20 protein-coding genes are annotated in these 21,384 nt (G+C 72.5%); 8 read left to right on the top strand and 12 right to left on the bottom strand.

The features are described from left to right. Positions 1–258: 258 nt before the first annotated feature. The 3 genes from OG448_RS09940 to OG448_RS09930 all read right to left on the bottom strand — a co-directional run bounded on the left by OG448_RS09940 (position 259) and on the right by OG448_RS09930 (position 2,903). On the bottom strand, positions 259–1,371 hold the full coding sequence (locus OG448_RS09940; RefSeq protein ID WP_405552877.1) for an ATP-binding protein: 1,113 nt from the start codon (positions 1,369–1,371) through the stop codon (positions 259–261). After that, a complete protein-coding gene (locus OG448_RS09935) occupies positions 1,368–2,108 on the bottom strand; it encodes a response regulator transcription factor (protein WP_030816749.1) in 741 nt (246 codons plus the stop codon). The genes OG448_RS09940 and OG448_RS09935 overlap by 4 nt, the downstream gene beginning before the upstream one ends. 108 nt (positions 2,109–2,216) lie before the next feature. Beyond that, positions 2,217–2,903 (bottom strand): spermidine synthase, encoded by a 687-nt coding sequence (locus tag OG448_RS09930; protein ID WP_405552875.1) that lies wholly within the window; start codon positions 2,901–2,903, stop codon positions 2,217–2,219. A 127-nt stretch (positions 2,904–3,030) separates the two neighbouring features. Here OG448_RS09930 and lon point away from each other — a divergent pair, with 127 nt between their 5' ends. After that, entirely contained in the window at positions 3,031–5,457 is a 2,427-nt protein-coding gene (gene lon / locus OG448_RS09925) for an endopeptidase La (RefSeq protein WP_405552873.1), read from the top strand. A 63-nt stretch (positions 5,458–5,520) separates the two neighbouring features. Here lon and OG448_RS09920 read toward each other — a convergent pair whose 3' ends face one another. After that, on the bottom strand, positions 5,521–6,348 hold the full coding sequence (locus OG448_RS09920) for a lysozyme (RefSeq protein WP_405552871.1): 828 nt from the start codon (positions 6,346–6,348) through the stop codon (positions 5,521–5,523). A 226-nt stretch (positions 6,349–6,574) separates the two neighbouring features. Here OG448_RS09920 and OG448_RS09915 point away from each other — a divergent pair, with 226 nt between their 5' ends. Further along, on the top strand, positions 6,575–7,066 hold the full coding sequence (locus OG448_RS09915; protein ID WP_405552870.1) for a MarR family winged helix-turn-helix transcriptional regulator: 492 nt from the start codon (positions 6,575–6,577) through the stop codon (positions 7,064–7,066). Positions 7,067–7,085: 19 nt separating this feature from the next. Here the strand turns inward: OG448_RS09915 and OG448_RS09910 are convergent, their stop codons facing one another. Beyond that, entirely contained in the window at positions 7,086–7,874 is a 789-nt protein-coding gene (locus OG448_RS09910) for a protein phosphatase 2C domain-containing protein (RefSeq protein WP_405552869.1), read from the bottom strand. A gap of 381 nt (positions 7,875–8,255) precedes the next feature. On the opposite strand from OG448_RS09910, the gene OG448_RS09905 reads away from it, so the two are divergent. The 5 genes from OG448_RS09905 to OG448_RS09885 are packed head-to-tail and all read left to right on the top strand — an operon-like array spanning position 8,256 to position 13,828. Next, positions 8,256–10,991: a nitrate- and nitrite sensing domain-containing protein gene (locus OG448_RS09905; protein ID WP_405552867.1), complete on the top strand. Its 2,736-nt coding sequence runs from the start codon at positions 8,256–8,258 to the stop codon at positions 10,989–10,991. Next, positions 10,988–11,488, top strand: coding sequence for a roadblock/LC7 domain-containing protein (locus OG448_RS09900; protein WP_405552865.1), 501 nt, complete (start codon positions 10,988–10,990; stop codon positions 11,486–11,488). The genes OG448_RS09905 and OG448_RS09900 overlap by 4 nt, the downstream gene beginning before the upstream one ends. Further along, a complete protein-coding gene (locus OG448_RS09895; RefSeq protein ID WP_086695167.1) occupies positions 11,485–11,907 on the top strand; it encodes a DUF742 domain-containing protein in 423 nt (140 codons plus the stop codon). Before OG448_RS09900 ends, OG448_RS09895 begins: the two co-directional genes overlap by 4 nt. After that, positions 11,888–12,541 (top strand): GTP-binding protein, encoded by a 654-nt coding sequence (locus tag OG448_RS09890; protein ID WP_405552863.1) that lies wholly within the window; start codon positions 11,888–11,890, stop codon positions 12,539–12,541. The genes OG448_RS09895 and OG448_RS09890 overlap by 20 nt, the downstream gene beginning before the upstream one ends. Positions 12,542–12,571: 30 nt before the next feature. Next, positions 12,572–13,828, top strand: coding sequence for a styrene monooxygenase/indole monooxygenase family protein (locus OG448_RS09885; protein WP_405552861.1), 1,257 nt, complete (start codon positions 12,572–12,574; stop codon positions 13,826–13,828). 41 nt (positions 13,829–13,869) lie between these two features. Here the strand turns inward: OG448_RS09885 and OG448_RS09880 are convergent, their stop codons facing one another. From OG448_RS09880 to OG448_RS09850, 7 genes are all read right to left on the bottom strand, one after another. Beyond that, the gene (locus OG448_RS09880) at positions 13,870–14,916 is read right to left on the bottom strand and encodes an NlpC/P60 family protein (protein ID WP_405552860.1); all 1,047 of its coding nucleotides are present in this window, start codon (positions 14,914–14,916) and stop codon (positions 13,870–13,872) included. A 114-nt stretch (positions 14,917–15,030) separates the two neighbouring features. Further along, positions 15,031–15,366: a hypothetical protein gene (locus OG448_RS09875; RefSeq protein ID WP_391294464.1), complete on the bottom strand. Its 336-nt coding sequence runs from the start codon at positions 15,364–15,366 to the stop codon at positions 15,031–15,033. Next, positions 15,363–16,031 carry a TetR/AcrR family transcriptional regulator gene (locus OG448_RS09870; protein WP_405552858.1) on the bottom strand — a complete coding sequence of 223 codons (669 nt, stop codon included), beginning with the start codon at positions 16,029–16,031 and terminating at the stop codon, positions 15,363–15,365. Before OG448_RS09870 ends, OG448_RS09875 begins: the two co-directional genes overlap by 4 nt. Positions 16,032–16,084: 53 nt before the next feature. Next, positions 16,085–17,023, bottom strand: a complete 939-nt coding sequence (locus OG448_RS09865; RefSeq protein WP_405552856.1) for a diiron oxygenase — start codon at positions 17,021–17,023, stop codon at positions 16,085–16,087. Between the two features lie 131 nt (positions 17,024–17,154). Then, positions 17,155–18,612 carry a penicillin-binding transpeptidase domain-containing protein gene (locus tag OG448_RS09860; RefSeq protein WP_405558741.1) on the bottom strand — a complete coding sequence of 486 codons (1,458 nt, stop codon included), beginning with the start codon at positions 18,610–18,612 and terminating at the stop codon, positions 17,155–17,157. A gap of 41 nt (positions 18,613–18,653) precedes the next feature. Then, positions 18,654–20,015 (bottom strand): FtsW/RodA/SpoVE family cell cycle protein, encoded by a 1,362-nt coding sequence (locus OG448_RS09855; RefSeq protein ID WP_405552854.1) that lies wholly within the window; start codon positions 20,013–20,015, stop codon positions 18,654–18,656. 25 nt (positions 20,016–20,040) lie between these two features. Beyond that, positions 20,041–20,460, bottom strand: coding sequence for an SH3 domain-containing protein (locus OG448_RS09850; RefSeq protein WP_405552853.1), 420 nt, complete (start codon positions 20,458–20,460; stop codon positions 20,041–20,043). Between the two features lie 144 nt (positions 20,461–20,604). Here OG448_RS09850 and OG448_RS09845 point away from each other — a divergent pair, with 144 nt between their 5' ends. Then, positions 20,605–21,381: an NERD domain-containing protein gene (locus tag OG448_RS09845; RefSeq protein ID WP_405552851.1), complete on the top strand. Its 777-nt coding sequence runs from the start codon at positions 20,605–20,607 to the stop codon at positions 21,379–21,381. Positions 21,382–21,384 lie beyond the last annotated feature (3 nt).

Genomic DNA, 21,384 nt, shown 5'->3' with positions numbered 1-21,384 from the left:
CGCCTCCCGGAGGGGGAAGGTCAGGTCGGGCCCGTTCATCGTCGTGCAAGTCACATCGGGAACCGCGTTTCGGGCTGCGAAATGGCGGGAAACAAGCGGGGTTCCGGATACGGGTGGGGAGTCGCGGGCACGCCTGATCGGGGCCCTGAGCGTCCTCGCTCGGCGCATCGCGCTGGCCCGTGCCTGATCACACGTGTCCGCCTCGGCGAACGTATGTGATCTTGATCATTCGACTGAACCCCATGCGGGCCCGGAGCGTCAACTCGACGCCGGAGCGACTCCCGGAAGGGTGACGATGATCCGGCAGCCCCGCTCGGATTCGGCCACACCGATCCGGCCGCCGTGCAGATCCACCGCCCAGCGGGCGATGGCCAGCCCCAGACCGGTGCCGCCGTCGCTGCCCGGACCGTGCGGGCGGGTCACCTGGCCCCGGTTGAACCGTTCGAACACGCGGTGCCACTCCGAGCGGGGGATGCCCGGACCCTCGTCCAGCACCTCCAGCTCCAGCGACTCCGGACGCGGGCCGCGCCGGGCCTTCACCGTCACCCGGCCGTGCGGCGGGCTGTGCTTGACCGCGTTGTCTATGAGGTTCGCCACGACCTGGTGGATGCGCTCCGGGTCGGCGTGCGCGGTCAGCTCCGGCGGGGACACGTCCAGGTGCAGATGCACGTCGGTACGGGTGTGGCTGCCGGAGCCGGAGGCGATGCCGGCGCGCGCGGAGGCGACCATGTTGGCCTCCTTGAGCACCCCGGACAGGTACGGCCAGACCTCGAAGCGGCGGGCCTTCAGCGGGACCACGCCGTTGTCGAGGCGGGAGAGGTCGAGCAGGGTCTCCACCAGCCGGCCGAGCCGGTCGGTCTGGCGCAGCGCGGTGCGCATGGTCTCCGGGTCGGCCTCGGTGACTCCGTCGACGATGTTCTCCAGCACGGCGCGCAGGCCCGCGATGGGGGTGCGCAGCTCGTGCGAGACGTTCGCCACCAGCTCCTTGCGCTGGAGGTCCTGTGCCTCCAGCTCGTCCGCCATGACGTTGATCGTCACGGCGAGGTCGCCGAGTTCGTCGCGGCGGCCCTCGCTCACCCGGCGCGTGTAGTCGCCGTGCGAGATGGAGCGGGCCACCGCGTTCATCTCGTCCAGCGGCGCGGTGAGCGAGTGGGCCACGAACTGGGTGATCAGCAGCGTGGCGATCATCGAGAAGACCGTGATGAAGCGCAGCTCGGTCTTGGTGTGCACCGCGATCATGGAGAGACCGGTGGTGATCAGCACCGAGATGACGACCAGCGCGCCCAGCTTGGTCTTGATCGAGAAGGGGCGTACGCCGCCCCAGGGTCCGTCCCCGGAGTGCCGGCGCCCCGTTTCCCGTCCGAGGCTCACGGCGTCGGCGTCTCCAGCGCGTAACCGACCCCGTGCACCGTGCGGATGCGCTCGGCGCCGATCTTCCGGCGCAGGGCCTTGATGTGGCTGTCCACGGTCCGGGTGCCGGAGGCGTCGGCCCAGTCCCAGACCTCGGCGAGCAGTTGCTCGCGGGAGAGCACCGCGCGCGGGGTGTTGGCCAGGCACACCAGCAGGTCGAACTCGGTGGGCGTCAGGTGGACGTCGTCCGACTTCACCCGCACCCGGCGCTGGGCGTGGTCGATCTCCAGCTCACCGAGGCGGAGTATCCCGGAGCGGGGCGTGGTCGCGGCGAGCGCGGCGCGCTCCATGCGGCGCAACAGGACGTGCACGCGCGCGGCCAGCTCCCGCATGGAGAACGGCTTGGTCATGTAGTCGTCGGCGCCGACCCCGAGACCCACCAGCATGTCGGTCTCGTCGTCGCGCGCGGTGAGCATCATCACCGGCACCGGGCGGGACGCCTGCACGCGGCGGCAGACCTCCAGGCCGTCGAAGCCGGGCAGCATGATGTCGAGGATCAGCAGGTCGGGCTGCCAGGCCTCGGCCGTGTCCACCGCCGACGGACCGTCACCGGCGGTCTGCACGAGGAATCCCTCGGCGCGGAGCCGGGCCGCGATGGCGTCGACGATCGTGGGGTCGTCCTCGACGACCAGTACCCGGCGCTGCGCGCCCTGTGACGTCGTCGCCGCACCGGTCTGGGAGGTGTGTGTCTGCTCCATCGCCCGCCCCTGTTGCTTTCCGGAATCCGTGGGGTGATCCCATGACTGCGATTGACGCTTGAATGATCCGCGTCACGCTGCACATTACGGGGACACGCCGGGCCGTCGCTATCCAGGTCGGACGGCGAGATGGACCACGTCGGGAACGCCACGGGCAACGGGGACCTCTTCGGTACGCACCTGTCGGAACCCGGCATTCCGCAAGGTTCCTTCAAATTCCGGAGAGGGTTGCGCCGACCACGTCGCCAGTACCCCGCCGGGCCTCAACACCCTTGCGCACGCGGCGAGTCCGCGTGGTGTGTAGAGCCCTTCGTTGCCCTCCGTGACGGTCCAGCCGGGACCGTTGTCGATGTCGAGGCACACCGCGTCGAACGTGTCGGATGTCTCATTGACGAAATCGACGAGATCCGCCTCCACGACGCGCGTGCGCGGGTCGGCCAGTGCCTCGGCGGAGATCTCGGCCAGCGGGCCGGTGCGGTGCCAGTCGATGACGGCGGGCTCGCGCTCGATCACGGTGATGCGTCCCCAGCGGGGGTCGGCGGCCGCGTGCGCCAGGGAGAAGCCGACGCCGAGCCCGCCGATCAGCACCTCCGGCGCCGGGCGGTCGTCCAGCGCGTCCCGCGCCGCGTCCACCAGCAGCCGCTCCGAGCGGCCGTCGGAGGTGTCCATCAGGAAGCACCCGTTGGCGATGATCTGGAGCAGCGCCCCGCTGCGGCGCAGCGCCACCTCCCCGTACGGTCCCTCGCGCCGGTCCAGGACCACCGTGTCCGCGGCGCTGTCGTGCGTGGCAGTCATGCCCGACATCCTGCCCCGCCCGTCCGGCGAGTCTTCGTTCGCCCAGAGCGAACGACGTTCGGGGAACATTGAACCACTCAGGAGCATTGAGTCAGTGTTACTCAAGTTGACTGCCGAAGGGGAGATCATGGCTGCTGAGTCGGGTGAGTCCATGGAGTTCACGCTCGTCCTGCCCGTGCTGCCGCTCGACGGTGAGGTCGTGCTGCCCGGCATGGTCGTTCCGCTGGATCTGAGCGACGCCGAGATCCGGGCCGCCGTGGAGGCCGCCCAGTCCGCCGCGCGTGCGGAGTCCGGCAAGCCCAAGGTGCTGCTGGTCCCGCGCATCGACGGCACCTACGCGAAGACCGGCGTGCTCGGCACCGTCGAGCAGGTCGGCAGACTCGCCGACGGCGACCCCGGCGCCCTGGTCAAGGGCCGCCACCGGGTGCGCATCGGCGCGGGCACCACCGGCCCCGGCGCCGCGCTGTGGGTCGAGGGCGCCCAGGTCGAGGAGACGGTGCCCGACCCGCTGCCCGGCCAGGTGACCGACCTGGTCAAGGAGTACAAGGCGCTGGCCACCACCTGGCTCCGCAAGCGCGGCGCCTGGCAGGTCGTGGACCGGGTCCAGGCCATCGACGACGTCTCCGCGCTCGCCGACAACTCCGGTTACTCGCCGTTCCTCACCACCGACCAGAAGACCGAGCTGCTGGAGACCACCGACCCGGTGGCCCGCCTGAAGCTGGCCACCCAGCAGCTCCGCGACCACCTCGCCGAGCAGGACGTGGCCGAGACCATCGCCAAGGACGTCCAGGAGGGCGTCGACAAGCAGCAGCGCGAGTTCCTGCTGCGCCGCCAGCTCGAGGCGGTCCGCAAGGAGCTGCGCGAGCTGAACGGCGACGGCCCGGACGCGGCCGAGGAGTCCGACGACTACCGCGCCCGCGTGGAGTCCGCCGACCTGCCCGAACACGTCCGCGAGGCCGCGCTCAAGGAAGTGGAGAAGCTGGAGCGCTCCTCCGACCAGTCGCCCGAGGGCTCCTGGATCCGCACCTGGCTGGACACCGTCCTGGAGATGCCGTGGAACGAGCGGACCGAGGACGCGTACGACATCCAGGGCGCCAAGGAGATCCTGGACGCCGAGCACGCCGGTCTGGACGACGTGAAGGCGCGCATCACCGAGTACCTCGCGGTGCGCAAGCGACGCGGTGAGCGCGGCCTCGGTGTGATCGGCGGACGGCGCGGCGGTGCCGTGCTGGCGCTGGTCGGGCCGCCCGGTGTCGGAAAGACGAGCCTTGGCGAATCGGTGGCGCACGCGATGGGCCGCAAGTTCGTCCGGGTCGCCCTCGGCGGTGTCCGCGACGAGGCGGAGATCCGGGGCCACCGGCGCACCTACGTCGGCGCTCTGCCCGGCCGTATCGTCCGCGCGGTCAAGGAGGCCGGGTCGATGAACCCGGTCGTGCTGCTCGACGAGATCGACAAGGTCGGCTCGGACTTCCGGGGCGACCCGGCCGCGGCCCTGCTCGAAGTGCTGGACCCGGCACAGAACCACACCTTCCGGGACCACTACCTGGAGGTCGAACTCGACCTGTCCGACGTGGTCTTCCTCGCCACCGCCAATGTGCTGGAGGCGATCCCGGAGGCGCTGGCCGACCGGATGGAGATCGTCCGGCTCGACGGCTACACCGAGGACGAGAAGGTCGTCATCGCCCGCGACCACCTGCTCCCGCGCCAGTTGGAGCGGGCCGGTCTCACCGGCGACGAGGTCGCGCTGGAGGAGGGCGCGCTGCGCAAGCTCGCCGGGGAGTACACCCGCGAGGCGGGCGTGCGCACCCTGGAGCGGACCGTGGCGCGGCTGCTGCGCAAGGTCGCGGCCCAGCACGAACTGGGCGAGCGGGAACTGCCGTTCACCGTCCGCGAGGAGGACCTGCGCGCTCTGGTGGGCCGTCCGCACCACGTGCCCGAGTCCGCGCAGGACCCGGCCGAGCGCCGTACCGCCGTGCCTGGTGTGGCGACCGGGCTCGCGGTCACCGGCGCCGGCGGCGACGTGCTGTACGTCGAGGCGTCGCTCGCCGACCCGGAGACGGGCGCGGCGGGGCTGACCCTGACCGGTCAGCTCGGTGACGTGATGAAGGAGTCGGCGCAGATCGCGCTGAGCTTCCTGCGCAGCCGGGGCGCCGAGCTGGAGCTGCCGGTGGCCGACCTGAAGGACCGGGGTGTGCACATCCACTTCCCGGCGGGTGCGGTCCCCAAGGACGGGCCGAGCGCGGGCGTCACCATGACCACCGCGCTGGCCTCCCTGCTCTCCGGCCGGCTGGTCCGCACGGACGTGGCGATGACCGGCGAGGTCTCGCTCACCGGGCGGGTGCTGCCGATCGGCGGGGTGAAGCAGAAGCTGCTCGCCGCGCACCGCGCCGGGGTGACCACCGTGATCATCCCCAAGCGCAACGAGGCCGACCTGGACGACGTCCCGGCCGAGGTGCTGGAGAAGCTCGACGTGCACGCGGTGACCGACGTCCGCCAGGTGCTGGAGCTGGCCCTCGCGCCCGCCGGCGTGGCGGAGGTGCCGGTCGCGGCCTGAGAAGGGCGAAGGCCCGAGTCCCCTGTGCGAAGGGGGCTCGGGCCTTTCGCGTGCGCGGAGGGCTCAGCCGTTGGCCAGCGCCTGCACCCGGTCCAGGGCGCCGTTGAACTTGTCGTGGTCCCCGACCGTCGGGCCGGAGGAGGTGTACTGCCACATCGTCTGCACGCCCCAGCCGGCGGGCAGCGTGCCCGGCGCGGTGGCGTACCGGGCGATCCACAGCGGGTTGACCGCGCCGAAGGCGGGGGTGTTGCCCGTGCACTGGGTCCACCAGCTCGTCGCCGTGTAGATCACCGCGTCGCGGCCGGTGCGCGCCCGGTAGGTGTTGAGGAAATCCGCGATCCAGTTGGTCATCGCGGCCCCGGCCATGCCGTAGCAGGCGTCGCCGTACGGGTTCCACTCGATGTCCAGCACGCCGGGCAGCGTCCGCCCGTCCCGCGACCAGCCGCCGCCGTGGTCCACGAAGTAGTTCGCCTGCACCGCGCCGCTCGTGGTGTCCGGGGTGGCGAAGTGGTACGCGCCCCGGATCATGCCCACGTTGTACGAGCCGTTGTACTGCTGGGCGAAGTACGGGTTGGTGTAGTACGTGCCCTCCGTGGCCTTGGTGTAGGCCCAGCGGACTCCGCTGTTCCACAGCGTGGCCCAGTCGACGTTGCCCTGGTGGCCGGAGACGTCGACGCCCTCGGTCTGGGCGACCCTGGTGCCGGCCGGGGTGCCGGAGCGGCCGTCGTGGGAGAGGACGCCCATGCCGAGGTAGGCGTCGCCGCGGTGGGGCGCGGCCTGGGCGGGGGCGGCGCCGAGGACGCCGAGGACGAGGCTGAGCGCGCCGAGCAGGGCCGTGACCAGGACGGCGGACGTGCGCGGGCGGGCGGGACCGGGTCTGTGCACGGGCATGGCGTGGCCTTTCGGGGTGAAAGTGGGGGACCGGAAATGACCGACGAGCCTGTTGCGCCGGGCCGCCGCGAGGGGCCCGTCCAAGAAGCTACGCACGTAGATGCGGGGGTGGGAAGAGGGTCCGGATGCCGCCGTTGGTCTACGCCTGCGAAATACTGACGGAGCTGCGGCGATGACGGGGTCCGGCAGAAAATTTCAGACGGCGAAACCGGGCAGGGGTACTGAGGTGCACGAGGACGGGAACAACGGTACGGGCGAGGGCACCGCACCCGTGGCGCCGCGCTGTGTCGACCAGGAATTCCTGGCACTGGAGCGTGAACTGACCGTGCTGCTGCGGCGGGCGCGGGCCAATCAGGGGGAGATGGCGCGCGAGGTCCACCCCGACCTGGAACCGGCCGCGTACGGGCTGCTCATCCGGCTCGACGAGCAGGGCGCCCAGCGGGCCACCGATCTGGCCGCCTACATCGGCGTCGGCAAGGCCACCATGTCCCGCCAGTTGCGCGCCCTGGAGGACCTCGGCCTGATCGCCCGCGAGCCCGACCCGGCCGACGGCCGCGCCTGGCTGGTCACCCTCACCGGCGACGGCCGGGGCCGGGTGGGCCAGGTCAGGGAGGCCCGCCGTGCCCGCTACGTCAGCCAGCTCGCCCACTGGGACCGCCGCGAGGTCGCCGAACTCGCACGGCTGCTGCACGAGTTGAACGGCATCGCGGAGAAGTAGCCGTTTGTCCGGCGGCCCTTCACAGCTCCACGTGGACGGCCGTCGCGTCGTCGTGGGTCTTGCTGCGGCCCAGGAACGCCCGATCCTCGCGGTCCGCCAGCTCCAGTTCCCGCACCCGGTCCACCAGGGCACGGGTGCCCTCCTTGGCGACCAGGTCGAACAGGGCCGTCCAGTCGCCCTCGTGGAACTTCTCCGTCCAGCGGGCCGCGCCGTCCGTCAGCGCCACCAGCGAACGCACCGAGTCGCGCGGCACCGTGCCGGTGACCGCGTGCCGGGCCACGGCGGGGTCGGCGGCGGCCGTGAAGAAGCCGCCCTCCTTGTTGCGCAGCTCGGCGTCCACCCGTTCCGCGCTCGCCAGCGCCCCGCGCGGCAGCCTGGCCAGCCGGTCGTCCAGCACCGGGGTCACGGTGCCGTCCGGGGCGCGCAGCAGCAGCGCGGAGTCCGAGAGCACCAGGTACTCGACCGTCCGTGCCGACCAGCGGACCAGCACCACCGTCGCCTGGGGCGTACGCGGGTGAGAAAGGTCACAGGTGGTCAGATGGGCCTTCGATGTTTGGGTGATCGCCCGGCCGAGAATCTCGACCAGCGTCAGATCTCGGTGGGAAACGGTCAGTTCGGTCAGCGCGCCACCCAGCCGGGCGGTGAACCAGGGCACCGGGTGCGAGCAGCCCGGCGCGTACGGAGGCGGTGTCACTCCGTCCAGCAAGATCACGCAACCGCCCTGACCGCAGGCGGGTAGTCCGACCCCCGCGAAGTCCTCGTTGGGCCGGCCGGCGGTGCCGGGTTCCGAGACGAGATCAGTACGCACCCCGCCAGTCTGCACGAACCCTTCACGAGACGGGGCAACGGCCGGAGTGCGCACCCGGATCGGCGTGACCGCCCAGCTCAGACGCCGGAATTGGCGGCAATTGGCATGGTCCGGGAATGCGTGGCGGCGAATATTGCCAAAGCCTGCTTCCCGCGTCCAACCGGCCCGCCGCGCAAGGGCGTCCGGCGCGCCGTCACGACTTGCCCGCCAACTCCCCTCCGATGTTCACTCCTTCGGGTGGCGGGTCAGGTGATGCGCGGCCACTGCCCACCGGCGCTGGGAGGGTCGGGAACCACGAACCGGGTGTCCGCACCACTTGGCACCGAGACGAGGGGGCGCCGCCCGGCCCTTCCGTAGACGAGTTCAGGATTGCGAGCACCGGTGCAGATGAAGCGGCCTCGGCGCACAGGCAGGCAGACGGCCCCCGAGGGGACCGCCGAGCAGAACCCCGTGGGCGCTGGACGCCCCACCCATGTGCGCAACCGGCTGATCGTCGCCGTGGCCGTGGTGGCCGCCGCCATAGCCGCGGCAGGCGCCCCCGCCCTGCTCACCGCCTCCGGGGACCTCCATGAGTCCCAGAAGCTGGTGACGCTCGCGGACGAGACGCAGGACGCCCTCGCGCTCGCCCACTCGCTGGCCGACGAGCGCGACGAGGTCACCTCCTACGTGGCCGCCGGACGCCCCAAGACCAAGGCGCCCTCCGAGCAGCGCGGCACCCGCGTCGACCGCCAGGTCGAGGACCTGCGCACGGACACCGACCTGCCGTCCCGGCTGCGTACCGCGCTGGACGGCATCGCCACCGTCCGCCGCGCGGCCCTGACCGGCAAGACCGACGCGCTGCGCACCCACCAGGCGTACTCGGCCACCATCACCGAGCTGCACCGGCTCGCCGAGGAGCTGGCCGACCGGACGCCCCCGCGCGCGGGCTCCGGGGCCTACGCGCTCGCCGGTCTGGACACCGCCGTCCAGCAGTCCGCCGCCGCGCGCGGTCTGCTGCTGGCCGCGCTGAGCGTCCCGTCCACACCCAGCACCTCGATCAGCCCGGTCACCGGCCTGCCCGTCACCACCAGTGGCAGCTCCCAGGCCGACACCGCCCGCCGCGACGCGCTCACCGCCGCCGCCCAGCGGGCCCGGCTGCGCGCCGACGCCGGCCTCGCCACCTTCCGCGAGACCGCGCCCCAGGCGGCCGTCACCTCCTACGACTCCACGGTCACCGGCCCGGAGGTCAACTCCGCCGACAAGTACCTGGACTTCCTCACCGGCCAGCCCACCTTCGGCGACCGGCAGCTCGCCGTCAGCCCCAAGAAGCTGGACGCCGCGCTCTCCGCCCGCGTCGACCTGATGCGCGGCGCCGAGTCCGCCCTCTACGAGCGCCAGGGGCAGAGCCTCGCCACCCTGCGGGACGACGACGTCACCGGCCTGGAGATCCGGATCGCGGTGCTCGGCGCCCTGATGCTGGTCGCCGTCGGCGTCGCCACCGCCATGGCCCGCACCCTGACCCGCCCGCTCTCCGTGCTGCGCCGGGGCTCGGCCCGCCTGGCCGGCGCCGAGGACCCCGCCGGGCAGGAGCCGATCGCCTTCACCGGGCGCAACGACGAGTTCGCCCAGGTCGTCCGCTCCGTGAACGCCCTGCACGCGCACGCCGTCGCCCTGCACGAGCGCGTCGCCACCCTGGAGGCCGACCGCAAGCACCTGGTCGGCCAGCGCCAGAAGATGGCCGACGCCCGCGAGGAGCTGCGCGCCGAACTGAGCGAATCCAGCGCCCAGCTGGAGCGGCTGCGGGAGAGCATCGGCGGCACCTTCGTCAACCTCGCGCTGCGCACCCTCGGCCTGGTCGAGCGCCAGCTCTCCGTGATCGAGGGGCTGGAGGAGCGTGAGCAGGACCCGGAGCGCCTGGCCACCCTGTTCAAGCTGGACCACTTCGCCACGGTCATGCGGCGCCACAGCGAGAACCTCCTGGTCCTCTCCGGCACCGAGCACATCCAGCCCGCGCACGGCCCGGTCCCGCTGGTCGACGTGGTCCGCGCGGCCGTCAGCGAGATCGAGCGGTACGAGCGCGTCCGTATCGCCGCGCTGCCCCCGCACGCCCATGTGGCCGGCTTCGCCGCCGACGACCTCTCCCACCTGCTGGCGGAACTGATGGAGAACGCCAGCTCGTTCTCCCCGCCCGACCTGCCCGTCGAGGTCTCCGCCTGGCTGCTGGAGTCCGGCGAGGTCATGCTGTCGGTGCAGGACGAGGGCATCGGCATGGCCGCCGAGCGCATGGAGCGGCTCAACGGCCGCCTCGCCGACTTCGACCCCGAGTCGCCGTACGAGCAGGAGGGCGAGGACGGTCTCGGCCTCGGGCTGTACGTCGTCGCCCGGCTCGCCCACCGGCACGGCATCCGCGTCCAGTTGCGCGAGCAGAAGCAGGGCGGGGTCGCCGCCGTCGTCGTGCTGCCGCAGTCGCTGCTCACGGAGACCCCGGCCGGCGCGGTCCCGCACCACGCCACCCGTACCGACGCCACGCAGAGCTTCTCCCTGCCCGGCGCCGACGCCGAGGCCAACTCCAACGTGCTGCGCGGCCGTCCCAAGGGCACCGACCCGCTCGTCGCCCTCGCCGAGAAGGCCGTGGCGGACAACGCCGCTTCCGGGAAGGCCGAGAAGACCGACGCCGACGCGGTGATCCCGCGCCAGGCCACCCGCGAACTGCCGCCCGAGACGGTGCCCGCCGCACCGCCGGAGTCGGCCCCCGAGACCACGATGGAGCTGCTGCTCCCGCCGGCCGCCCCCGCCGACGGGAACACGGCCGCCACCCCCGAGCCCGCAGCCACTCTCCCCGCCGAGGCCACGCACGACCGCGCCCCGGACGAGACGGAGGAGAAGCTGACGAGCAAGGGCCTGCCCAAGCGCACCCCGAAGATCACCGCGCCCGAGGCCCCGGTCCGCCCGCGCGCCACCGGCGTCGACGCCGAAGCCCTGCGCCGCAGGCTCGGCGGCTTCCGCCAGGGCGCGCAGGCCGGGTACCGCGACGTCGAAGCGGAGATCGCCGAGCACACGGCGCAGAACCAGCGGCCCGCCACCAGCGCGAACGCCGAAGAGTCCACGGGGGGACACGCCGAGGAGGCAAGCAGTTGACCACGCCCAGTACCTACGGACTGAGCAGTGAAGCCCGCAACCTGCATTGGCTGCTGACCAACCTGGTCGAGGAAGTACCCGGTATCCAGTCGGTCGCGGTCGTCTCCTCCGACGGCCTGCTCCTGCTGTCGTCCGACCCGAGCCGCGCCGAGGCGGAGCGGCAGGACCGGCCGGTCACCAAGGGCCCCCGGGGCTCGGCCGCCGACCTCGCCACCATCGTCTCCGGCATCGGCAGCCTCACCGTGGGCGCCGCCAAGCTGATGGACTACGGCTCGGTCAAGCACACCATGGTCGCCATGGACGAGGGCAGCCTCTTCGTCATGTCGATCAGTGACGGCTCGCTGCTCGGTGTGCACGGCTCCGCCGAGTGCGACATGAGCGTGATCGCGTACCACATGGCGCTCTTCGTCGGCCGGGCCGGGCACGTGCTCACCCCGGAGCTCCGCAGCGAGCTGCGGAAATCCATGGAGTCCGAACCGAGCGGGAGCGTCCGATGAGCGCCATCGCCAAGAAGACGCAGCTCCCCACGCGCGGCGGCGACCGCAAGGCCGCCCGCGTGCGCCCCTACTCGCTCACCGGCGGCCGCACCCGCTTCGGCCACGTCCTCCTGGTGGAGACGTTCGTGGCCAGCACCGCGGCGCTCGACGCCCCGGAGGAGCGCAAGGAACTGGCGAACGGCCCCGCTCCGCGCGTCATGCCGGAGATGGTCGCCATCGTCGAACTGTGCCGCCGTATGCGCACGGTGGCCGAGATCGCCGCGCTGCTGAGAATGCCGCTCGGCGTGGTCCGGGTGCTCCTCAGTGACCTCGCGGACCAGGGAAAGATCCGTGTTTACGGCACCGGGACCGGTCACGGCACCGGCCGTCCGGACCGCGCGCTGCTGGAAAGGGTGCTGAGTGGACTCCGCCGTCTCTGACGCGACCGCCCCCGTCGGGAATCCCCTCGTCGACGGCCCGGCCGAGCCCGTCGAGGAACTGAAGTCCTGGCAGCAGGACCGCAGCCGGGCACCCGTCGCCACGAAGATCGTGGTGGCGGGCGGCTTCGGCGTCGGCAAGACCACCCTGGTCACCGCGGTCTCGGAGATCACCCCGCTCCAGACCGAGGCGCTGATGACCCAGGCGAGCGAGGAGACCGACGACCTCACCGCCACGCCGGACAAGACCTCCACGACCGTGGCCATGGACTTCGGCCGCATCACGCTCGACGACGACCTGGTGCTCTACCTGTTCGGCACGCCGGGCCAGCAGCGGTTCTGGTTCATGTGGGACGACCTGGTGCGCGGCGCGATAGGCGCCGTGGTCCTGGCCGACACCCGCCGGCTCAAGGACTGCTTCCCGGCGCTGGACTACTTCGAGAGCTGCGGCCTGCCCTACGTGGTCGCGGTCAACCACTTCGACGGCAGCGAGATGTTCGGGCCGGAGGACGTGCGGGAGGCACTGACCATACCGGCACACATCCCTGTCATGATCATGGATGCGCGGCGCCGGATCTCAGCGATCGAGACCCTCTTGGCCCTGGTGGGCCACGCGCTCGACGTAACCCCCGAGTAGCCCAGAGCCCCCCGTAGGAGACACCCCCGCATGCGGAAGATACTCGTCGTCGGAGCCGGCCAGTCCGGTCTCCAGCTCGCCCTCGGCCTCCAGTCGCACGGCTACGAGGTCACCCTGATGTCCAACCGGACCGCGGACGAGATCCGTTCCGGCCGGGTCATGTCGACGCAGTGCATGTTCGACACCGCCCTCCAGCACGAGCGTGACCTCCAGCTCAACTTCTGGGAGTCCCAGGCCCCGAAGATCGAGGGGCTCGGCGTCTCGGTCGCCGCCCCCGGCTCCTTCGACCCCGGCCCCTCCCAGCGGGCCATCGACTGGGTCGGCAGGCTGGACGGCTACGCGCAGTCGGTGGACCAGCGGGTCAAGATGGCCGGCTGGATGGAGACCTTCGCCCAGCGCGGCGGCCAGCTCGTCATCCACGGCGCGGCCGTCGGTGACCTCGACTACTTCTCCCGCACCTACGACCTGGTGCTGGTCTCGGCCGGCAAGGGCGAGCTGGTGTCGATGTTCGCCCGCGACCCGGAGCGCTCCCCGTACACCGAGCCGCAGCGCGCGCTCGCGGTGGCGTACGTGCACGGGCTCGGCCCGCGGCCGGAGCACCCGGAGTTCGACGCGGTCCGCTGCAACCTGGTGCCCGGTGTCGGCGAGATGTTCGTGATGCCGACCCTGACCACCTCCGGCCGCGCCGACATCCTGTTCTGGGAGGGCATACCCGGCGGCCCGCTGGACGTGTTCAACGGCGTCAAGGACCCCGCCGAGCACCTCTCCCTGACCCTGGAACTCATGGAGAAGTTCCTGCCCTGGGAGTACGCGCGCGCCACCAAGGTCGAACTCACCGACGCCGGCGGCACCCTGGCGGGCCGCTACGCGCCGACCGTGCGCAACCCCATCGGCCGGCTCCCCGGCGGCGGCCTGGTCCTCGGCGTGGCCGACGTGGTCGTGGCCAACGACCCGATCACCGGCCAGGGCTCCAACTCGGCGTCCAAGTGCGCCGCCGCCTACCTCGCCTCCATCCTGGAGCGCGGCGACCAGCCCTTCGACGAGGACTGGATGAAGGCCACCTTCGACCGCTACTGGGACACCGCCCAGCACGTCACCAAGTGGACCAACGCCATGCTCGCCCCGCCGCCGGAGCACATCCTCAACCTCATCGGCGCCGCCGGCCAGCTCCAGCCGGTCGCCGACCGCTTCGCCAACGGCTTCAACGACCCGGCCGACTTCGAGAACTTCTTCTACGACCCCGCGAAGACGGAGGCGTACGTCGGCTCGGTGGCCGCCGGCGCCTGACGCGCTCGAGTCCCGACGACCCCCGGCCCCGTGCCCGCCTGTCACAGGCGGCGCGGGGCCGCGTCGGGTCGTACGGCGCCCAGGACCGGGTTGGCCGCGATGGGGGAGATCTTGATCGTCTCGCCGGTCCGGGGTGCCTGGACCACCTTGCCGTCGCCGAGGTAGAGGGCGACGTGGGTGGCCTCGGGGAAGTAGATCACCAGGTCGCCGGGGCGCAGGGAGTTCAGCGGGACGTGGGGGAGCCGGGCCCACTGTTCCTGGCTGGTGCGGGGGATCGGGGTGCCCGCGCGGGCCCAGGCGCGGGAGGTCAGGCCCGAGCAGTCGAAGGACGCCGGGCCCACCGCGCCCCAGCGGTACGGCTTGCCGATCTGGGCCAGGGCGTAGCGGACCGCCTGGCCGCCCTCCACCGAGGCGGGCCGGTCGTCGTCCCCGAGGGTGCCGGCGTCGGTGAGGCGCCGCTGTGCCTCGGCCACCCCGTCCTGCTCCAGTCGGGACAACTCGGTCTGCTGCTCCGGGGTGAGCGAGGCGAGCAGACGCTCCACCTCGGACAGGCGCTTCATCACGTCGTCGCGCTGCTTCTTCTGCCGCTCGGCCAGGGTGAGCTGGGTGTCCAGCGCCTTGCGGGCCGCTCTGGCGAGCGTGTCCGCGCGCTTCTCGGCGCCGGTCAGCCGGTCCAGGGTGGCGGCGCGTTCACCGGCGACGCGGCCGATGACATGGCCCTCGTCGAGCGCCTGCTGCGGGTCTCGGGCGAGGAGCACGCGGACGTATACGGAGAAGTTCGAGCTGTTCTGGTACTGCTGGCGGGCCAGCCGTCCGGCGTCACTCCGGCTGCCTTGCAACGCCAGCCTGGCGCTTGCCAGTTCACGGTCCAGCCGCTTCACCTCGGCGCGCTGCGCGGTCAGCTTCTCGGCGGTGGCGTTGTAGGTCTCGGTGGCCTGCTCGGTCTGGCGGTACAACCCCTGAAGGTCCGTCAGGAGTTTGGACACTGAGCGTCCCGGTTCCGGCGCGGCCGCCGCCGACGTGGGGGCGAGGGCGACCTGCGCCGCCATCGTTGCCGTACAGGCCAGGCGCAGCAGCCTTCCTGACATGTCATCACCTCCGGTGCGGGGCGGCGGGGACCTCCCGCCTGCCTCCGTACCGTGAGCTTGTGACCTGTCCTGCCTGGTGCGCACGCCCACTGTGGGCGGTCCGGCGCAACCTTGTCACCCGGCCGGGTCGTCCGGCTTGCCGTCCGGCGTGGTGTCTGGATCGCTCCCCGCGGCGGGCTTCGGCCTCGCCTTCGACCAGGGCCAGCGGAGCCGGTCGGCGTCGCCGAGGCCCTCGGGGTCGTGCACGTACTTCCACCCGCGCACCAGCCCCAGCCGTCTGGTGTGCCCGCGGGGGGTGCGGCGGTAGACCAGCACGGTGGGCGGGCCGCCGGCCGCGTCGGGGACGGGGATGCGGTACGTCTTCGGGGGGTGGCCGGTCGGGCCGAGCAGCACGGGCAGCACCCGGCCGTCCATCGGTCCGCCCTCGAAGGGGGTGTCCTGACTCTTCACACGCTCAAGTCTCGGTCATCCCCGCTGATCGCGGCGACGACCGCCGCCGTCTGCGGGTCGCGCCCGGCGGTCACCACCAGGACGGCGGTGAACTGCTCGACCAGCCAGTCCCGCAGCTCGTCCCTGGGCGGCCGCTTGTCCTCGTCCAGCCAGATCAGCGACGACGCCTCGACCGCCGCGATCCACATGCGCACCGTCATCCGCAGCCGTGGCCCCGGGTCGGCCACCCCGAGGTGGCTGTAGAGGTGCTCGGCGGCGGCCCGGCGCACCCCGTCCACGATGGCCGTGGTCCGGGAGGTCCCCACCACGCTGCCGCCCTGGAGCAGGGCGCTGAACCCGGTGTCGTGCTCGTCCACGAAGGCCAGGTAGCGGTCCAGGACCCGGGCGAGCCGCGCCGCCGTCGGCCCCTCGTGGGGCTCGTCGAAACAGAGCCGCAGCGCCTCGGCGGCCGACGTCAGCGCGGCCTCGTAGAGCTGCTGCTTGCCGCCGGGGAAGTAGCGGTAGACCAGCGGGCGGGAGACCCCGGCCGCCTCCGCCACGTCGTCCAGCGAGACGTCCTCGGGGGCGCGGTGCGCGAAGAGGGCCAGCGCCGATTCCAGAAGCTGGCTGCGGCGCTGTTCCACGCTGAGGCGTCGATAGGCGGGGGTGGCGGCCTGCGGGGTCATGACTGGCAGCGTAATCGCTTCCCTCCAGGCCGCCCCCTCCCGGTGGCCCTCCGCTACGCCAGCAGTCCCGACGCCTTCCACAGCCGCCGTCCGGCACCGCGCAGGACGCCGATCTCGTCCAGGAAGTCGGTGAGCCTGCTCGCGCCGGTCTGCATCACCTCGCGCCGGTGCCCGCTGGCCTTCACCTGGGCCAGCGCCTCGCGCTTGTCGAGGCCGACGTTGGTGTACACCTCCGGGTTGATGAAGGCGATGGAGAAGATCCGCGCGAACTCGCCGGAGGTGACGCGGGTGAACTCCCGCGACCACTTCGGCGCCGTCACCATCTGGCGGCGCAGCTCCTCACGGGCGTACCGGACGTGCCGGGCCTCCTCCACCACGTGGATGCGCGTGACGCCCCGGATCAGGGGCTGCACCCGCTCGTCGGGGAAGGTGAGCCGCTGCATCCAGTCCAGCACCTCCTCGCCGAGCAGGGTGGCGGTGAAGGAACCGGGCGTGGTGGAGATGGTCTTGAACAGCCGCCCGAGGTTCTGGTGGGCCCGGCTCACCGGGTACCAGGGGGTGCCGCCGCGAGTGACCACGCGGGCGAACATCTTGGAGTGCCGGCACTCGTCCTCGATCTCGGTGAGCGCGTACCGCACATGGGCGCTGGTGGCCGGCTTGTCGTAGATGTGCCGGACCAGCAACTGCATCAGGATCAGCTCGAACCAGATGCCCAGCGAGGCGAGCGCGGCCGCCTCGTGCCGGGAGAGGTCGATGCGCTGCTCCTCGCTCATCCTGTGCCACAGCGGCGTGCCGTACAGCGACACCAGCTCCGGGGGCCAGAACCACTTGCCCTCCTCGAAGGGGGCGTCCCAGTCCAGCTCCTTGTCCGGGTCGAAGGAGTGCTTGGCGGAGGAGACGAGCAGTCGCTCGGCCACCTGCTCCCGGTCCTTGAGCGCGCCCAGCGCGTCGCGCAGTCCGTCGAGCGCGTCCGGTTCCGTCAGGGTCGTCATGGCCTCTAGTCACCTCGTCCAGCCAGGGGTACGTCGTCGTCCGCCTCTTATGAGACTGCGTGTCAGCAAGGGCGTCAATCCCTCGCGCACGACTTTTACCGACGAGGAACCCCCTTTCCGCCGCGCGGGGTTCAGGACCCGAGCACCGCCCGCATCACGTCACGGGCGATCGGCGCCGCGTCCCCGCCCCCGCTGATCTCCCCCCGGTCCGCCGAGGCGTCCTCCACGACCACCGCGACCGCCACCGCCGGCTCCGGCGCGCCGTCCGCCTGCGCCCAGGAGACGAACCAGGCGTACGGCAGCCCGGTGTTGCCGACCCCGTGCTGCGCGGTGCCCGTCTTGCCGCCGACCGTGGCACCCCGGATCGCCGCGTTGCCGCCGGTGCCGCGCTCCACCGCGTCCCGCATCAGCTCCTTCAGCCGGGACGCCGTCGACGACCGCATGACCTGCGTCAGCGGATGCGCGCCCCCGCCCGCGACCGTCTCGCCCCCGGACCGGGTGGTCCGCTCCACCAGGTACGGCGCCCGCGCCTGCCCGCCGTTCGCCACCGCCGCCGACACCATCGCCATCTGGAGCGGGGTGGCCCGCGTGTTGTACTGCCCGATGGAGGACAGCCCGAGCTGCGCCTTGTCCACCACCGTGTCGAAGGTGGACTCCGCCACCGCGAACGGCACCCGCAGCTTCGTGTCGTTGAAGCCGAAGGCCCCCGCGGTCGCCGCCATGTCCCTGAGCCCCACGTCCACGCCCAGCTTGGCGAACACCGTGTTGCAGGACCACGCGAACGCCTCCCGCAGCGAGGCGTCCCGGCACCCGTCGGCCTCGTTGGTCAGCCGGGTCGTGGTGCCCGGCAGCCGATACGGGTCGGGGGAGTCGGTGGGCGCGTCCAGGTCCGTGATCACCCCGGCGTCCAGCGCGGCCGCCGCCGTGACCACCTTGAACGTCGACCCCGGCGGATACGTCTGCCGCACCGCCCGGTTGAGCATCGGCTTGTCCGGATCGGCGTTCAGCCGCTCCCACGCCGCCGACGTGCCCGTACCGTTCCCCGACAGCCGCGCCGGGTCGTACGACGGGGTCGACACCAGCGCCAGCACCTTGCCCGTGGCCGGCTCGATCGCGGCCACCGCCCCCTTGCGGCCGCCCAGTCCCCGGAACGCGGCCCGCTGCGCCTTCGCGTTCAGCGTGGTGACGACGTTCCCGCCGGGCGCGGCCTCGCTCGCCGAGTCGTGCCACACCGGGAACGCCGACAGCAGCGGATCGGTGCCGGACAGCAGCCGGTCCTCCGCGTGCTCCAGGAACGTCGAGCCGAACCGCTGCGAGGCGAAGCCGGTCACCGGGGCGTACAACGGGCCGTCCAGGTAGGTGCGTTCGTAGCGCAACTGCTCCCCGGTGTCGCGGGAGCCGGTCACCGGCGCCCCGCCGACCAGGATGTTCCCGCGCGGCTGCTGGTAACGGGCGATGGCCGAGCGCCGGTTGGCCGGGTTGTCGCCGTACGCGCCCGCCTCGACCACCTGCACCCGGGCCGCGTTCGCCAGCAGCGCCAGCAGGAGGAGGCCGCAGAAGACCAGGGCGTGCCGGATGTACGGGGCCATCGGGCGATTGGCGGGGGTGTCGCCGTACTCGCCGGGTCCGCTCACGGGGCCTCCTCGCCGTCGTACTGGCTGCGCGCCGAGTCGCTCACCCGGATCAGCAGGGCCACGATCGCCCAGTTGGTGACCACCGAGGAGCCGCCCTGGGCGAGGAACGGCATCGCCATGCCGGTCAGCGGGATCAGCCCGGTCACCCCGCCCGCGATCACGAACACCTGGAGCGCCAGGATCGACGCCAGACCCACCGCCAGCAGCCGCCCGAACGGCTCCCGCAGGGCGAGCGCGGCCCGGAAACCCCGCTCCACCAGCAGGGCGTACAGCAGGAAGACGGCCGCGAGTCCGGCGAGGCCCAGTTCCTCACCGGCCGTCGCCAGGATGAAGTCCGACTTGGTGGCGAAGCCGATCAGCGTGGAGTGGCCGAGCCCCAGCCCGGTGCCGGTCATGCCGCCCGCCGCGAAGGCGAACAGCGACTGGGCGAGCTGGTTGGGTCCCTGCCCCGCGTCGATGGTGGCGAAGGGGTGCAGCCAGTCCTCGATCCGGCCGTGCACATGCGGCTCCAGATGCCCCACCGCCCACGCGCCGAGCACCGCCAGCACCAGCCCCACCGCGATCCAGCCGGTCCGCCCGGTCGCCACGTACAGCAGCACCACGAACAGGCCGAAGAACAGCAGCGAGGTGCCGAGGTCCCGCTCCAGCACCAGCACGCCGACGCTCAGCAGCCAGATCGTCACGATCGGCCCGAGCACCCGCCCGGTCGGGAACTGCAGGCGCCAGAGCCGGCGCCCGGTGTACGCGAGCGCGCTGCGGTTGGCGGCCAGGTACGCAGCGAAGAACACCGCGAGGAGCACCTTGGCGAACTCGCCCGGCTGGATGGAGAACCCGGCGATCCTGATCCAGATCCGGGCGCCGTTGACCGCCGGGAACAGGATCGGCAGCAGCAACAGCACCAGCGCCGCCGCCACGCACACGTACGAGTACCGCTGGAGCAACCGGTGGTCGCGCAGCACCAGCACCACCACGATGAACAGCCCCACCCCGAGCGTCGACCACACCAACTGCGCCGGGGCCGCCCGGTCGGCCGGGGTCTGGAGGTCCAGGCGGTAGATCAGCACCAGCCCGAGCCCGTTCAGCAGCACCGCGATGGGCAGCGGCAGCGGATCGGCGTACGGCGCCCGCAGCCGCACCGCGAGATGCGCGAGCAGCGCCAGACCGCCGAGCCCGGCCCCGTACCCCGCCGCGCCGGGCGGTACGGCGCCGGTGCGGGCCAGACCGACCGCGCAGTAGCCGTACACCGACAGCAGCACGGCCAGCACGATCAGGGCCAGCTCGACCCCGCGCCGCCGGGGCAGCCGGGGGCGCGGGGTGGCGGTGCGGGAGGCGGGCGGCGCGGTCCCGGCCTGGGTCATCGGCGGGTGTTCCGCTGGCGGGATCTCAGCACCAGCGGGGGACGGGCCCCACGTTGCCGATGTACCGGGCCGAGGCCCACGCCCAGGTGCCGTCGGTGAGCAGGTACCAGAGGGGGTTGCCGCCCACCCGGTCGCCGTTCACCTTGCAGTAGATGGACACGTGCTCGCCCTGCTCCGCGAAGCGGACGCGGCGGGTGCCGCGGTCGGGGCGGTCGTGCAGCCAGATGCCGCCCTTGGCGGTGACCACGCCTTCGTACCGGCGCGGGTCGCGGTCGCCCCGGCCGCCCGCGTGCCCGTCGGGGCCCCCGGCGCCGTCCTCCGCCTGAGCGGCCGGCGCACCCCCGGCCGGGCCGTCCGCGGCACCGGCGGGCACGGCCCCGCCGAGCAGTACGCCCGTCACGGCCGCCAGAGCCAGGCCGTGGAAGAGGACGGAACGCAGGGACATGGAAGACCTCCGAAAGCGGGCGTAATTGACTAACCGCCACATTAGGAGTCCCGGGGTGCGTCTGCGCGCCGCAGTGGGCCATCGGGGAGGGCGTGCTTGCTCCCTTCGTGGGGGGCTGGTCCCATGGGTGGGGGTGATGGTGCGATGAGCGGACTGCGGGTGGTGCCGAGCCGGGGGCGGCTGTACGTGTGCGACGCGGGCGGGGGCGGTGTCGCCTGGTACGACCGGGGGAGCGGCCGGGTCAGCCTGCTCGTCGCGGAGCGCGAGCGGGACGTGCTGGACGTGCTGAAGCCCTTCCTCACCGGCCCGGTGACCCTCGGCCCGCCCCCGGTCCCCGACGCCGCCGAACTCGCCCGGCTGACCCTGCCCCCGGACGACGATCTCGCCCCGAACCGCCCCGGCGAAGCCCTGCTGGTCGCCCTCGACCGCGACCCCGCCCCCAGGTTCCGTGCCGACCCGCGCCGCCGCGCCCTCCTCGCGGAACAGACCGTCGGTGCCGCCCTGGACCGGCTGGAGGAGGCGGGCTGTCACACCCTGCACTCCGTACCGCTCCCCGGCGGCGGCCGCATCCCGCACCTGCTCATCGGCCCCGCCGGCCTCTTCGTCCTCGGCGCGCTGTACGCCCGCGGGCGGCGGGTACGGGTCTCCGGCCCGCTGGCCGCGATCGGCCGCCGCCCGCCCGAGCCGCTCCCGCGCCGGCTGCGCGCCGACGCCGACCGGGCCACGTACGCCCTGACGGCCGGGGTACGCCCGGTGCTGGTCCTGGTCGACCCGGCCGAGGTGAGCGTCGAGGCCGCGCCCGGTCTGAGGGTGCTGCGGGACACGGAACTGCCGGGACTCGCCCGGCCGGGTGCCGTGCTGCGCCCGGCGGACGTGGAGGCGTTGTACGCGCGGGCCCGGGACCGGCGGACGTGGGTGTGAGCC

Origin of the sequence: Streptomyces sp. NBC_01171 (assembly GCF_045039805.1) — a bacterium.
Taxonomy (GTDB): domain Bacteria; phylum Actinomycetota; class Actinomycetes; order Streptomycetales; family Streptomycetaceae; genus Streptomyces.
Note: the sequence above shows the minus strand (reverse complement) of the source record. Positions and strands in the feature narration are given on the sequence as shown.